Annotated in this window: 13 protein-coding genes and 1 pseudogene; 11 read left to right on the top strand and 3 right to left on the bottom strand. The window is 36.6% G+C overall.

The annotated features are described in order from the left end of the window. The first annotated feature begins 225 nt into the window (after positions 1 to 225). From trpB to JCM15092_RS05070, 11 genes and pseudogenes are all read left to right on the top strand, one after another. Positions 226 to 1,415 (top strand): annotated as a pseudogene (gene trpB / locus JCM15092_RS15020) (tryptophan synthase subunit beta). Positions 1,416 to 1,426: 11 nt separating this feature from the next. After that, positions 1,427 to 2,827, top strand: a complete 1,401-nt coding sequence (locus JCM15092_RS05115) for an anthranilate synthase component I family protein (protein WP_024993720.1) — start codon at positions 1,427 to 1,429, stop codon at positions 2,825 to 2,827. 9 nt (positions 2,828 to 2,836) lie between these two features. Further along, the gene (locus tag JCM15092_RS05110) at positions 2,837 to 3,409 is read left to right on the top strand and encodes an anthranilate synthase component II (RefSeq protein ID WP_024993719.1); all 573 of its coding nucleotides are present in this window, start codon (positions 2,837 to 2,839) and stop codon (positions 3,407 to 3,409) included. Positions 3,410 to 3,445: 36 nt separating this feature from the next. Continuing rightward, positions 3,446 to 4,441, top strand: coding sequence for an anthranilate phosphoribosyltransferase (trpD, locus tag JCM15092_RS05105; protein ID WP_024993718.1), 996 nt, complete (start codon positions 3,446 to 3,448; stop codon positions 4,439 to 4,441). Positions 4,442 to 4,448: 7 nt separating this feature from the next. Further along, positions 4,449 to 5,234 (top strand): indole-3-glycerol phosphate synthase TrpC, encoded by a 786-nt coding sequence (gene trpC, locus JCM15092_RS05100; RefSeq protein ID WP_024993717.1) that lies wholly within the window; start codon positions 4,449 to 4,451, stop codon positions 5,232 to 5,234. Continuing rightward, a complete protein-coding gene (locus tag JCM15092_RS05095; RefSeq protein ID WP_024993716.1) occupies positions 5,228 to 5,860 on the top strand; it encodes a phosphoribosylanthranilate isomerase in 633 nt (210 codons plus the stop codon). The genes trpC and JCM15092_RS05095 overlap by 7 nt, the downstream gene beginning before the upstream one ends. Then, positions 5,853 to 6,626 (top strand): tryptophan synthase subunit alpha, encoded by a 774-nt coding sequence (gene trpA / locus JCM15092_RS05090; protein ID WP_024993715.1) that lies wholly within the window; start codon positions 5,853 to 5,855, stop codon positions 6,624 to 6,626. The genes JCM15092_RS05095 and trpA overlap by 8 nt, the downstream gene beginning before the upstream one ends. Positions 6,627 to 6,815: 189 nt before the next feature. Beyond that, positions 6,816 to 7,865 carry an asparaginase gene (locus JCM15092_RS05085; RefSeq protein ID WP_024993714.1) on the top strand — a complete coding sequence of 350 codons (1,050 nt, stop codon included), beginning with the start codon at positions 6,816 to 6,818 and terminating at the stop codon, positions 7,863 to 7,865. 100 nt (positions 7,866 to 7,965) lie between these two features. Further along, positions 7,966 to 8,658: a two-component system response regulator PhoB gene (gene phoB, locus JCM15092_RS05080; RefSeq protein ID WP_024993713.1), complete on the top strand. Its 693-nt coding sequence runs from the start codon at positions 7,966 to 7,968 to the stop codon at positions 8,656 to 8,658. 13 nt (positions 8,659 to 8,671) lie between these two features. Then, on the top strand, positions 8,672 to 10,453 hold the full coding sequence (gene phoR, locus JCM15092_RS05075; protein WP_024993712.1) for a two-component system sensor histidine kinase PhoR: 1,782 nt from the start codon (positions 8,672 to 8,674) through the stop codon (positions 10,451 to 10,453). Between the two features lie 213 nt (positions 10,454 to 10,666). Further along, entirely contained in the window at positions 10,667 to 11,761 is a 1,095-nt protein-coding gene (locus JCM15092_RS05070; protein WP_024993711.1) for an OmpA family protein, read from the top strand. 65 nt (positions 11,762 to 11,826) lie between these two features. On the opposite strand, the gene JCM15092_RS05065 is transcribed toward JCM15092_RS05070, so the two are convergent. Genes JCM15092_RS05065 through JCM15092_RS05055 form a run of 3 tightly spaced genes read right to left on the bottom strand, consistent with a single transcriptional unit; the run spans position 11,827 to position 14,239 of the window. After that, positions 11,827 to 12,453 (bottom strand): 4'-phosphopantetheinyl transferase family protein, encoded by a 627-nt coding sequence (locus tag JCM15092_RS05065; protein WP_024993710.1) that lies wholly within the window; start codon positions 12,451 to 12,453, stop codon positions 11,827 to 11,829. Then, positions 12,440 to 13,780, bottom strand: coding sequence for a gliding motility-associated protein GldE (gene gldE / locus JCM15092_RS05060; RefSeq protein ID WP_024993709.1), 1,341 nt, complete (start codon positions 13,778 to 13,780; stop codon positions 12,440 to 12,442). The genes JCM15092_RS05065 and gldE overlap by 14 nt, the downstream gene beginning before the upstream one ends. 30 nt (positions 13,781 to 13,810) lie before the next feature. Beyond that, positions 13,811 to 14,239 carry a single-stranded DNA-binding protein gene (locus tag JCM15092_RS05055; RefSeq protein WP_024993708.1) on the bottom strand — a complete coding sequence of 143 codons (429 nt, stop codon included), beginning with the start codon at positions 14,237 to 14,239 and terminating at the stop codon, positions 13,811 to 13,813. Positions 14,240 to 14,459: the final 220 nt, after the last annotated feature.

Genomic DNA, 14,459 nt, shown 5'->3' with positions numbered 1-14,459 from the left:
TATCGTTACATTTGCGCAATAATTCAACGAAAAAAGCTGAAAAGAATGAATAAGAATATGCAAAATATGTATTGGTGGCGCTACTTACAACTCATAAAGTCGTAAGCGGAAAACCTATATATATATATTTGCTATAACATAAAGCTATTATAAAGGGCTGTCGAACTTACGACAGCCCTTTTTTTATTCTCGAAAAATTACAATCAAAATATAAATACAACTTAAATGAAGACTTTTCTTGTAGATGACAACGGTTATTATGGAGAATTTGGAGGTGCATATATTCCAGAAATACTCCATGCATGTGTAGAGAACTTAAAAGAGAATTATATCAAGATTCTCGAAAGTGAAAGTTTCAAAGCGGAATATGCACAACTACTCCGTGATTATGTTGGACGCCCTTCCCCACTCTATCTAGCCAACAGACTAAGTGAAAAATATGGATGCAAGATCTATCTCAAAAGAGAGGACCTTAACCATACAGGTGCTCACAAGATAAACAATGCAATAGGTCAGGTTCTACTTGCCAAAAGATTGGGAAAGAATAAGATTATTGCTGAGACAGGAGCAGGTCAACATGGCGTAGCTACAGCTACAGTATGTGCTCTTATGAATCTTCCTTGCACTGTCTTTATGGGAAAGACCGATGTTGAAAGACAACATGTCAATGTAGAGAGAATGAAAATGCTTGGTGCTGAAGTGTACCTGTGACATCAGGAAATATGACTCTAAAAGATGCGACCAATGAGGCTATCCGCTACTGGTGCTGTCATCCTGATGACACCTATTACGTAATAGGTTCAACAGTTGGTCCACATCCATATCCTGATATGGTAGCACGTCTGCAGTCTGTCATAAGTGAAGAGATAAAAAAACAGCTCCTCTCACAGGAAGGCAGGGACTATCCCGATTATCTTATGGCATGTGTAGGTGGAGGAAGTAATGCTGCCGGTACCATATACCACTATATTGATGACGAGAAAGTTCAGATTGTACTTGCCGAAGCTGGTGGTAAAGGTATCGATACAGGCCTATCAGCTGCTACCATACAGCTAGGAAAAATGGGAATCATTCATGGTGCAAAGACACTTGTCATACAGAACGAGGACGGACAGATTGAGGAACCATACTCTATCTCAGCCGGACTTGATTATCCGGGCATAGGACCTATGCATGCCAATCTATCAGATAAGAAAAGAGCCATAGTGCTTGCCATAAACGACAATGAGGCAGTACGTGCTGCATATGAACTTACACAACTTGAAGGTATTATCCCGGCATTGGAATCCGCTCACGCTTTAGGTGCTCTGGGTAAGATTAATTTCAAGAAAGATGATGTAGTGGTACTTACAGTTTCAGGAAGAGGAGATAAAGATCTTGACACTTATCTGTCAAACAAAAATATGGCTGATTAAATAATAATATTATGAAAAATTATAGCTACAGTACAAAATACAAAACAATGCTTGGCGATTTGCATACGCCGGTAACAACTTATCTGAAATTGCGTGACCTGTTCCCTCAGAGTGCACTTATGGAGAGCTCTGATTATCATGGTAGTGAAGACAATCGCTCATTTATTGGTTTGAAACCAATTGCAAGTATTTCTGTTAACCATGACATAGTAACATGTAAGTATCCTGATGGAGATATATCTGAAAAAGCTATTGATGAATCATATAGCGTCGAGAATGCCATTAACGAATTTCTATCTGCATTCAAGGTGAACGGTGAATACAAAAACTATTGCGGACTTTATGGCTTCACCACATTCGATGCAATTAAATATTTTGAACATATTGATGTAAAAGAGAGCCGTCTGCAAAAAAATGATGCACCCGACATGCTTTACATTCTATACAAGTATATCATTGTATTCAATGATTTCAAACATGACATGGTTCTTATTGAAATGACTGATGATAATGAGGAAAGTAAATTAGACTATATATCAAAAGCAATAAACAACCGCAACTACACAACTTACGACTTTCATGCAGTTGGTGAAACAAGAAGTACACTCACCGATGATGAACATCGTGAAAATATACGTAAAGGTATATCTCACTGCCTACGAGGTGATGTCTTTCAGATTGTGCTCTCTCGCCGTTTCGTACAGAACTATCAAGGCGATGACTTCAAACTCTACAGAGCATTGAGAAATATAAACCCCTCTCCTTACCTATTCTACTTCGACTTCGGAGGATTCAGAATATTCGGTTCTTCACCAGAGACCCACTGCAAGGTAGAGAATGGAAGAGCATACATCGATCCAATTGCCGGAACATCAAGGAGAGATGGTGATAAAGGAAAAGATAAGGAACTTACAGAAGCACTGCTTGCCGATCCTAAAGAGAATGCAGAACATGTCATGCTGGTTGACCTTGCAAGAAATGACTTAAGCAGAAACTGCAAAGATGTGAAAGTTGAAAAGTTCAAGGAGGCACAATACTACAGTCATGTGATACACCTTGTGAGCAGAGTCAGCGGAAAGTTGGAAGAGGGAGCAAATCCTATAAAGACATTCATTGACACCTTCCCTGCAGGAACTCTTAGCGGTGCCCCAAAAGTAAAAGCAATGCAACTTATCTCTGAGTTTGAGCCTCATAGTAGAGGTGCATATGGAGGATGCATAGGATTCATTGGTCTGAACGGAACTCTTAATCAAGCTATAACAATAAGAACCTTCGTTAGCCGTAACAACGAGTTATGGTTCCAAGCCGGAGGAGGTATTGTAGCAAAGAGTAATGTTGAGAACGAACTACAGGAGGTGAACAACAAACTCGGAGCCCTTAAGAAAGCTATTGATATGGCAGAAAAAATGTAAGGAGGGAAAATGAAAACAGTTATTATAGACAACTACGATTCGTTCACATACAATCTGAGCCATATCGTAAAAGAACTTGGATCTGAAGTCACAGTATTAAGAAATGACCTTTTCAAACTTGAAGAACTTGAGAAATTCGACAAGATCATTCTTTCACCGGGACCAGGTATTCCATCAGAAGCAGGATTACTGCTGGACGTGATAAAAAAATACGCTGCAACAAAGCCTATACTGGGTATATGTCTTGGCGAGCAAGCCATTGCTGAAGCTTTCGGTGGTCAACTGATAAATCTGAAAGATGTATTTCATGGAGTAAAGAGTGATATAGAGATAGTTGATGAAGATTATTTATTCAATGGCCTACCAAAAGTTATTGAAGCAGGAAGATATCACTCATGGATTGTTGACTCTTCATCACTTCCAAAGGATCTTGCGATAACAGCAGTAAGTAAGGAGGGATACATCATGGGACTTAAGCATAAAAGTTATGATGTACATGGCATACAGTTCCATCCTGAATCAGTTCTTACTCCTTTGGGGAAAAATATAATTAGAAATTTCCTATTCTCTCAATTCATATAGAGAGTTACCACAAATCATACTAATACAGCAATAAATATGAAATCTATATTATCAAGACTATTCAATCACGAAGAACTAAGCCAAGATGAGGCTAAAGATTTGCTGATAAATATTACTGAGAACAAATACAATGAATCTCAGATTGCATCTCTTCTAACAGTATTTCAGATGAGAGGTATCAAAGTTGACGAACTTATAGGCTTCCGTAATGCCCTTCTTACAACAAGGGTTCCTATAGATTTGGCAGAATACAAACCTATCGACATAGTAGGAACAGGAGGCGATGGAAAGAACTCATTCAATATCTCCACATGTGCATGTTTCGTTGTAGCAGGAGCCGGTTATCATGTAGCAAAACATGGCAACTACGGAGCTACATCTGTAAGTGGTGCAAGCAATGTAATGGAGGAACATGGAGTGAAGTTCACCAATGATCAGGATAAGTTGAGGAGATCAATGGATAAGAGTAATATGGTATATATGCATTCTCCACTATTCAATCCTGCTATGAAGAGCGTTGCCGGAGTACGTAAATCACTTCAGGTTAGGACAATATTCAACCTTCTTGGTCCGCTTGTAAACCCATCTCTTCCTGCATATCAGCTTCTTGGAGTTGCCGATCTCCCTCAGATGCGTCTGTACACAAACGTATTTCAGAAATTAGGTATAGGATTTGCAGTTGTCAACAACCTTGATGGTTATGATGAGATATCTCTTACAGATGAGTTCAAGGTGATGACAAACAGATATGAATCAATTTACAAACCTTCCGATCTTGGCTTTGAAGTGATTTCTCAGGAGGAACTCTATGGAGGAGATACACCTCAAAAGGCTGCTAAGATATTTGACAATGTTCTACAGAACTGCTCTACTAAAGCACAAAAAGATTGTGTTCTTATAAATGCATCTTTTGCAATACAAGCAATGGAGCCTATGAAAGATATTGAAGAGTGTGTAAGCATAGCACGCCAATCACTCGAGAGTGGAAAAGCTTTCGAGACACTTAAAAAGTTTATTGAAGTAAATTGCTGATAAGTTTATGAAAGACATACTTCAGGAGATAATAGAGAATAAAAAAGAGGAGATTGCAAGGAGAAAAGAGGTCTTCAGCATCGACCTGCTTGAGAGTAATTGTGAAGAGTTTGATAGAAAGAGTCTCAGCATGAGCAACTCCATTCGAGAATCTCAGTCTGGTATAATATCTGAGTTCAAACGTCGCTCTCCTTCAAAAGGATGGATAAACGAAAAGGCTGATTTATTGCAGATAACAAAAGATTATCAACTCAACGGTGCCTCTGCCCTCTCCATACTTACTGATAATAAATATTTCGGAGGTAAGTTGGAAGATATAAAAGCTGTACGCGACTCAATCAATATACCTATATTAAGAAAAGAGTTTATCATTGATGAGTATCAGCTCTTTCAGGCAAAACTTATCGGCGCAGATACAGTCCTACTAATAGCCGCAGCCTTAGAGAAAAAAAGGTTCATGGAACTATCGGACATGGCTCATCAACTTGGTATGGAAGTTCTACTGGAGATACATTCAGAAAAGGAGATGGAGTATATAGATGATAAAGTAGAGATGATTGGTGTGAACAATAGAAACCTTGGAACTTTCGTTACAGATGTAAAGAACTCTGTCGCAATGGTTGAGAAACTTCCAAAAGATAGAGTACTAATCTCAGAAAGTGGAATTTCATCACCATCTACAATAAAGATGCTTAAGGAGAAAGGATTCAATGGATTCCTTATCGGCGAGTGTTTCATGAGAGAAGAGAACCCTGGAGATGCTTTTGCTAAATTTATAAAAGAGTTATGTTGATCAAGGTATGTGGAATGCGGGATAAAGATAATATCCGCGCTGTAGAGAATCTGGATATTTATATTATGGGATTCATCTTTTACAATAAATCCTCAAGATATTTCTACGGTGGAGGCTCATCAGAGAACATCCCTCATAAATGTAAAAGAGCAGGAGTCTTTGTTAATATGGATATAGATGAGATAGATGACATCGCAAAAGAGATGCAATTAAACTATATCCAACTGCACGGAGATGAAACTCCATCATTTTGCAGAGAGGTCAAAGAGAGAGGATACAGTGTTATTAAAGCATTCCATATCGAAACGGAACATGATTTATCAAGTATAGATAAGGAGTATCATAACAACTGTGACCTGCTACTATTCGACACCAAATGTTCGGGTTATGGAGGTTCAGGAAAACAGTTCGATTGGAACATACTCAACAATTACACAGGTCCCACCCCTTTCTTTCTTAGCGGAGGACTGGGTATTGAGAACCTGGATAACGTAAAGAATTTTAAGAACAAATATTTCATGGGAGTTGACCTAAACAGTAAGTTCGAGTCATCACCTGGTATAAAAGAGATTAAATTATTAGAGCAATACATTACTGAAATACAAAAATCAGAAGATCATGAATAGAATAAACGAGTTATTTAACAAAAAAAAGAGCAATATCCTTTCCGTATATTTCTGTGCCGGTTTTCCTCAGTTGAATAATGTTGAACCAACCCTGAAAGCCTTGCAGGATAATGGAGTTGACATGGTAGAGATAGGCATACCATTCAGTGACCCTATGGCGGATGGTCCTGTAATACAGAACGCTTCATCAAGAGCTCTTAAAAATGGGATGTCACTTAAAAAACTTTTCGCTCAACTGAAAGATATTAGAAATGAGATAAATATTCCTCTTGTCATGATGGGTTACCTAAACCCAATCGTGCAATATGGCTTCAGAGAGTTCTGCATCAGTTGCAAAGAGGTAGGTATAGATGGTATGATAATACCCGATCTTCCTTTCAAAGAGTATATGGATGATTATAAGGAGATAGCTGCTGAGTACAATCTGAAGATGATAATGCTTATAACTCCTGAGACAAGCAGTGAACGTATCCAACATATTGACCAGAATACAGACGGATTCATATATATGGTATCATCAGCTTCCACAACAGGTTCACAAAGTAAGTTTGATGAGCAGAAAGAGGAGTATTTCAGAAGAATAAATGAAATGAAACTCAACAACCCACGCATGATTGGATTTGGCATATCAAACAAACAGACATTTGACATGGCTTGCAATTATGCTTCGGGAGCTATTATTGGTAGCAAATTTGTAACACTCATGGAGAAAAATGAGGGAGATGCAAATAAAGCGGCAAAAGAGTTAATTTCTGCCCTGGAATAATAATTACTCTTTATAACTTATCTATCTTTGCACTGTAGAGTGAATATATAGTGTATTTATAATCTATTTTTTGCAATAAATGAGGAGATTTGGCTTTTCAAGACTATTAAAACGTTAAATATCAAGCCCTAAATTGTAAAAAATAGATTAAAATACTATCTTTGTGTCATTATAAAACTAGATTTCCATATGTTTATGAGTACATACCCTTCCGTTTTGCTAATTTACACCGGTGGTACTATTGGAATGATAGAGAATCCGGAGACAGGAGCTTTGGAAGCTTTCAATTTCGATCAGTTGCAAGAGAATATGCCTGAATTGAAAAGATTCAATTACAGAATCTCCTCATATCAGTTTACTCCTCCTATAGATTCATCGGATATGGAACCTGCTTTATGGGCAAAACTTGTTAAGATAATAAGTTATAATTACGACTATTTCGATGGATTTGTAATCCTTCATGGTACCGATACCATGGCTTATACTGCTTCAGCTTTAAGTTTCATGCTCGAGAATTTGTCCAAGCCTGTCATCCTTACAGGAAGTCAGCTTCCTATAGGTATGTTACGCACTGATGGTAAAGAGAATCTTATCACATCCATCGAGATTGCAGCAGCGAAAAACAATGATGGTACTGCTGTTGTTCCCGAAGTATGTATATTCTTTGAAAATCTTCTTCTCAGAGGCAATCGTACTACAAAGATAAATGCAGAGAACTTCAATGCATTCCGTTCATATAACTATCCATCGCTTGCAACTGCAGGCATTCACATTAAATATGAATACGATAAAATAAGAAAGGCTGATCCAAAACAAAAGCTGATTCCACATTATCTATTTGACACAAATGTAATAGTTCTTACACTTTTCCCTGGTATACAGGAGAACATGATAAGGAATATCTTCCACACGCCAAGTTTGAAAGCTGTCGTACTAAAAACATACGGCTCGGGTAATGCTCCTCAGAAACCATGGTTCATAAATCTTCTGAAAGAGGCTACGGCTAAGGGAATAATTATTGTAAATATATCACAATGTTCAACCGGCAGTGTAGAAATGGGAAGGTATGAGACCGGTATGCATCTACTTGATGCTGGAATAATAAGTGGATACGACTCTACAGTAGAGTCAGTAATCACCAAACTGATGTTCCTCTTAGGTCATGGGTATACACCCCATAAGATCAGACGAATGATGAATAATCCTGTTGCAGGAGAGTTCACAATTCCGGAAATGTAACAAATTTGTAATACATATAACATAATAGAGAAATAATATTGATACACTTTTGCTTAAATTATAAATGTTACTTAATTTGTAATATTAAAAAAGAAGATGTATGAATGATTATAGAATTCTGGTAGTCGACGACGAAGAAGATCTCTGTGAGATTCTTAAGTTTAATCTTGAAAACGAAGGGTATTTAGTAGATACTGCATATTCAGCAGAAGAAGCTCTTAAGCTTGATATTAACCAATACAACCTATTGTTACTCGACGTTATGATGGGTGAAATGTCAGGTTTCAAATTAGCTAACATCATTAAGAAGAGTAAGTCTACAGAGAAAATCCCTATCATCTTTATAACAGCCAAAGACACTGAGAATGATAAGATAACAGGCTTTAACCTTGGTGCCGATGACTATATTTCAAAACCTTTCTCTCTACGAGAAGTAATAGCAAGGGTGAAGGCTCTATTGAGAAGAGTTTCTAATGATTCAGAAGAGCAGCAAAGCAATCTCCTAACATTCAAGACTATGACCGTCGATATGGAAAAAAAGAAAGTATCGATTAATCATAAGGAAATTCCTCTTACAAAAAAAGAGTTTGAAATACTATATCTACTTCTAAACAATGGTGGACGTGTATTCTCTCGCGACGAGATTCTTGCAAGAATATGGCATGATGAAGTTTATGTACTCGACAGAACTATTGATGTAAACATAACCAGACTTAGAAAGAAGATTGGTGAATATGGCAAGAACATTGTCACTCGATTAGGTTACGGATATTGTTTTGAGACAGACAACTGATTCCTAATAGAGCATGGCAGTCGAAGTTTCACATAAATTTCTATCATTCAGCAAGAGACTATTCTTATATGTGTTAACACTGTTTCTTGGCTTTGTGATATGCTTTGTAGTTTTCCAGTATAAACGTGAGAAAAGCTACAAAATAGACCTTCTTAACACTCAGTTGCAGAACTATAATGACAGAATAAACGATCTAATATTCGCTGACGATTCTATTGATGAAGCTAAGATTAATAACTTTATTAAGCACTGCAACCAGAAGGATCTTCGAGTTACGCTGATAGCGAAAAATGGAAAAGTAATTTTTGATAATTACAAGCATAATCTGGAAGAATTCAATAATCATCTTTCGCGAAAAGAGATCATCGATGCACTGAAAAACGGAACAGGCTATTCAATAAACAGGAGGTCGCAAACTTTTGGAAAAGAATATTTCTATTCCGCAAAGTTCTATCCGCATAACAACTATATCATACGTTCGGCTATGCCATATAATATGAATCTTGTAGAACATCTACAGGCCGATATTCACTTCATATGGTTTACAATAGCAATAAGTCTTATCCTTATTATATTTTTCTACAAATTCACTAACAAGCTCAGTATGTCTATAGACCGACTTCAGTTATTCGCTGTGAAAGCTGATAAGAACGAGCCTATAGATATGAGTATACAGGAGGCTTTTCCTAATAACGAACTTGGAGAGATTTCAAAACATATTATAAAGATCTACAAACGTCTTCGTAATACTAAAGAGGATCTCTACATCGAGAGAGAAAAGCTTATTACCCACCTTCGTATCTCACATGAGGGACTTGGTGTATTCAAGTCTAACCGAGATGAAATCATTGTAAATAACCTTTTCATACATTACATTAATATCATTTCAGATAGCAATCTGTCGAATACTAAGGATTTCTTCTCTGTGCCTGAGATAAAACCTATAGTTAAATTCATAGAGAAGAATCAACAGCTTACCCGTGTTACAGAAGAGAGACGATTCTCTTTGAACATAGAGAAAAGCGGAAGAATATTTTCAATTGAGTGTATCATATTTCAGGATAACAGTTTTGAAATAAATATTAATGATATCACCCAAGATGAGCAACAAGCACGTTTAAAGAAACAGCTTACTCAGAATATTGCACACGAGTTAAAGACACCGGTAAGTAGCATTCAAGGATATCTTGAGACCATTATCAGCAACCCTGACATATCTAAAGAGAAACTTTTTGAGTTCCTTACAAGAAGTTACGCCCAAAGCAACCGATTAACACATCTACTGCAAGACATCTCTGTTCTTACAAGAATGGAAGAGGCACCAAGCATGATAGAGAAAGATAAAATCAATCTTAGTGATATGGTTAAGAGTATCATGTCTGAGCTATACCTTGATCTTAATAATAAGCATATGAAAGTAGATAATGATCTGCCTGATAATCTACATATATATGGAAACAGTTCGCTTATTTATTCAATATTCCGCAACCTCTTCGATAATGCAATAGCATATGCCGGAACATATACTACCATAACAATAAAAAAATTCAGAGAAGATGACAATAGTTACTATTTCAGTTTTGCTGATAATGGTGTAGGAGTATCCGAAGAGCATTTAAATAGGATTTTTGAGAGGTTCTACAGAGTAGATAAAGGTCGTTCACGCAAACTTGGTGGAACAGGATTAGGTCTCGCCATAGTAAAGAATGCAGTCATTCATCATGGTGGAACAATTGTAGCCAAAAAATCTCCTTCAGGTGGAATTGAATTCATATTCACACTATCAAAAAATTAAAAAACTATAGTCTATATCTATATTTATTTGTTGGTATTTAGTTTTACAATAATGACTTTTTCAGGCATAGAAAAGCATTATTGTAGCTGATATGAGGCAAAATATCTTGTTATTTAAATTTTTTGCGATAAATTAAGTTAAACTATCTTTTTTTTGCGTCAAAATGTATGTTTAAGATATATTTGTGTTAAAATCAACTTAATACTTATAGTTATGGACACAAAAAGAAATTTTTTATTTCTACTATTATTTTGTGCGACCAGCTTGTTTGCACAGAAATCTAATGAAGGTCTGAAGGCTACATTTAAGCCTTATTACACCTTACAGATTCAGGGTGGTTTGTCTCATACTTTAGGTGAAGGCTCATTCTCTGATTTGATATCTCCGGCAGTAGCTGCAAATGTCGGTTACAAATTCACTCCAGTATTTGGACTTCGCGCAGGAGTCAGTGGCTTGCGAGGTAAGGGTGTTTGGGTCAATCCGAAAACAGATTACAAGTTCAATTTCTTACAAGGAAATGTTGATGCACTTTTCGATTTAAGCAGCTTGTTCTACAAATATAATCCAGATCGTTTTTTTAATGCATACGGATTTATTGGAGGCGGCGTTAATTTCGCAAGTGGCAATGATGAAGCGAATGCTTTATACAAAAAGGGTTATATTCTCGAAAATCTATGGGATGGAAGTAAGACTTTTCTTGTAGGACGCTTTGGCTTAGGTACGAATCTACGACTAAGCCAGAATATATTCTTCAATGTTGAGGTTAACTCAAATGTCCTTTCAGATAAATTCAATTCCAAGAAAGCAGGTAACCCTGATTGGCATTTTAACGCTCTTGGCGGTTTGACATTCAAGTTTGGAAACTCAGGGAAGAAGGTTGTTGAAGAACCTCAATATGTAGAACCAGTTCCGGTTCCTGAACCTGTAGTTAAAGAGGAAGAACCAAAACCTATACCTGTTGTGGTAGAAGAGAAACAAGAGATTAAAGAAGCTATTACAGAAAATATCTTCTTCACCATCAACTCTTCTAAGATTGATGATTCAGAAATGAGCAAAATTGAAGCATTAGTTAAATATCTGAACCAATATCCTGAAGCAAAAATCGATTTGGTAGGATATGCCGATAAAGGAACTGGTACAAGTGCAATTAACGAAAGGATTTCTAATCATCGTGCACTCTCTGTTAAAAATGAGCTTATTAACAGAGGCATCAATTCCGACAGGATCTCTACAGATTATAAAGGTTCAACTGTACAGCCTTTTGCAGAGAATGACATGAATCGTGTCACAATATGTATAGCAGAATAAAAGTTATTAAAGAAAAGCCTTTTACTCATTAATAGTAAAACGGCTTTATACATATTATTAGTTCATTACTTTACTGTCCATGTCATGACAAAATTGTCGAATAGCTGATAATATATCAAAAGAATCTCCTGTTCATCGCTCATTTTCTCCTTGAGGAATAATTCCCCTTTCTCTGCAACAACAAATGGATATATCAAAAGGTCTTTCTTTAAGTCCACATTCTGAGTATCGATTATCTTGAATGCAGTCTCCTTAGCCGACCAATGGAGAAGCATTGACCAGAATTCATTACCACGATAAGATGTTATTTGTTCATCCTCACTTACGAATCTGGATATAACTTTAGCAACCCTCTCTCCATATTTTTCTACATCTATTGCAACCCTCTTATCTTTTGATAGTATTATTGAAACGAAAGATGCAGTATGAGATATGCTGATATTATAATTCCCACTTTTAAGATATGGACTTCCCGATGCCCTATACTCTATCTTCTCCCCTTTTGCCATACTATCAAGAAGAGCTCTTACAGCGAGCCACTCCTTTCTTCTGAAAGCAGATTTTATTTTTTGAAGTTCATCACTATATTCATCTCTATTCGATATCATAGAGAGAAGAGTCTCTTCATCCTCATCTACATTCCATAAAGCTATGGAATAAGCATCATACTCATTTCTACTAATCAGTGGCATCCTTTGGAGTTATAGTTACTTTTACTTTAAGAATTCGTCTTTCAGTCATCTCGAGAACCTCAAAATTATAATTCTCATAATCAAATTTCTCATGAATAGAGGGAAATTCCCCCTTCATCTCAAGCAGCAATCCTGCCAGAGTATCCGCCTCCCCAATAATAGGATCGAATATCTCTTCATCAACATCCAGAGCACGGAAGAAATCCGTAAGCAGAGTTTTTCCTTTGAATATATAGGTGTTCTCTCCGGTCTTTATGAAGTTTGTCTCCTCTTCATCATATTCATCGTTTATCTCGCCAACAATCTCTTCAATTATATCCTCCATTGTTATGAGGCCTGATGTTCCACCAAACTCATCCACCACAATTGCAATATGAATCTTATTTGCCTGAAAATCGCGTAACAGGTCATCAATCATCTTTGTCTCAGGGACGAAGAAGGCAGGACGAATAAGTGACTGCCACTTAAAGCTGTCATCTTTATCAAGATATGGTAAAAGGTCCTTAATATAAAGTATACCTTTTATATTATCACGTGAATCTTCATACACCGGTATTCTGGAATATGAGTTCTCAACAATAGACTTTATAACCTCAGGGTATGAGGCGTTGATATCCAGGTTTACCATATCCGGTCTGGGAGTCATAACCTCTTTGACTGTTTCAGCGCCAAATCTGATTATACCCTCCAGGATATCGCTCTCTTCGGATATTTCCGACTTGTCAGTAAGTTCCAAGGCTTGTGAAAGATCATCTACCGATATATTGTAGTTCCTCTTAGAGATGAAACGGTTCACAAAGAATGATGAACGAACTAACAACGATGAGAATGGTGAGAATATTTTGTTAAGTACCATAATCGCTCCCGCTGCCTTTCGGCTGAATTTCAATGTGTTTTGTGAAGAGTATATCTTCGGAATAATCTCACCGAACAGCAATAGCAAGAATGTAAGGATAATAGTGATAACAATAAACTCGACTATAAGAGATTCTCCAAAGTTGATACAGCTGGCAAAGAAGTAGTTGCACAGCATGATTATAGTCACATTAACAAAATTATTTGATATTAATATGGTTGCAAGAAGTCTTTCAGAATTATCCAAAAGATACTTTATCTTCTTGTCTGCAGCACTTCTTTCTTCATCTATCTTACTCAGGTCACTTGGTGAGAGAGAGAAAAATGCTATTTCGGATGCAGAAATGAAGCCGGAGACATACAATAAGGCTCCGGCTAAAATTATTGACACAATGGCCCCTGTAGATGGAGCGGTAAATGTTATACTAGAAAATAAGTCCGCCAAGCGGCATAAATACGAGTCAGGGTCCAAGGATTAGTGTTTTAGTTAGACATCAAAGAATTAAAATGGTAACTCATCTTCTCCGTTCTCACTTGGAGTTTCAACAGGTTGAGAAGAGTTAGTCGGCTGTTGAGCTGCAGCACCTTGTACATTGGCTTTGGCAGACAACATCTCCATATTATCAGCAAAGACCTCTACTACATTTCTTTTAATGCCATTCTGGTCATCATAAAAACGATAGCGGAGTTTGCCTTCGATATATATTCTGTCTCCTTTATGAACATATTTTTCAGCAGTCTGAGCAAGTCCACGCCATAATACAATATTATGCCATTCAGTTCTCTCAGGGACTTGTGTGCCATTAGCAAGAGTGTATGCACGATCTGTAGTAGCTAATGAGAATGTTGCAACAGCAACACCATTATCCAAATATCGTACCTCAGGATCTTTTCCAACGTTTCCAATTAAAATAACTTTATTTACAGACATAATTTTGATTTATTAAATTATTTGTTCAAAATTATAAAAATAAAACATTATTCAAAATGAATAAAGTAATAATATTATACTAAATCAAAATATATTGTATTTTTGTATATTCAGAGATAATTTTTTGTATTAAAATAGTGTGTCAAATAATCCAAAGATTGTTTTGCTTATTAAGTAGAAAGCTATATATTTGCAGTCCAAAAAATTAAGTTATAAACAT

It is taken from the genome of Phocaeicola paurosaccharolyticus JCM 15092, assembly GCF_000613805.1.
GTDB lineage: Bacteria > Bacteroidota > Bacteroidia > Bacteroidales > Bacteroidaceae > Phocaeicola > Phocaeicola paurosaccharolyticus.
Note: the sequence above shows the minus strand (reverse complement) of the source record. Positions and strands in the feature narration are given on the sequence as shown.

What these genes read in the sequence shown, in the direction of transcription:
- JCM15092_RS05115 (WP_024993720.1), top strand. Translation starts at nt 1,427, where the DNA reads ATGAAAAATTATAGCTACAGTACAAAATACAAAACAATGCTTGGCGAT.
- JCM15092_RS05110 (WP_024993719.1), top strand. Translation starts at nt 2,837, where the DNA reads ATGAAAACAGTTATTATAGACAACTACGATTCGTTCACATACAATCTG.
- trpD (WP_024993718.1), top strand. Translation starts at nt 3,446, where the DNA reads ATGAAATCTATATTATCAAGACTATTCAATCACGAAGAACTAAGCCAA.
- trpC (WP_024993717.1), top strand. Translation starts at nt 4,449, where the DNA reads ATGAAAGACATACTTCAGGAGATAATAGAGAATAAAAAAGAGGAGATT.
- JCM15092_RS05095 (WP_024993716.1), top strand. Translation starts at nt 5,228, where the DNA reads ATGTTGATCAAGGTATGTGGAATGCGGGATAAAGATAATATCCGCGCT.
- trpA (WP_024993715.1), top strand. Translation starts at nt 5,853, where the DNA reads ATGAATAGAATAAACGAGTTATTTAACAAAAAAAAGAGCAATATCCTT.
- JCM15092_RS05085 (WP_024993714.1), top strand. Translation starts at nt 6,816, where the DNA reads ATGTTTATGAGTACATACCCTTCCGTTTTGCTAATTTACACCGGTGGT.
- phoB (WP_024993713.1), top strand. Translation starts at nt 7,966, where the DNA reads ATGAATGATTATAGAATTCTGGTAGTCGACGACGAAGAAGATCTCTGT.
- phoR (WP_024993712.1), top strand. Translation starts at nt 8,672, where the DNA reads ATGGCAGTCGAAGTTTCACATAAATTTCTATCATTCAGCAAGAGACTA.
- JCM15092_RS05070 (WP_024993711.1), top strand. Translation starts at nt 10,667, where the DNA reads ATGGACACAAAAAGAAATTTTTTATTTCTACTATTATTTTGTGCGACC.
- JCM15092_RS05065 (WP_024993710.1), bottom strand. Translation starts at nt 12,453, where the DNA reads ATGCCACTGATTAGTAGAAATGAGTATGATGCTTATTCCATAGCTTTA.
- JCM15092_RS05055 (WP_024993708.1), bottom strand. Translation starts at nt 14,239, where the DNA reads ATGTCTGTAAATAAAGTTATTTTAATTGGAAACGTTGGAAAAGATCCT.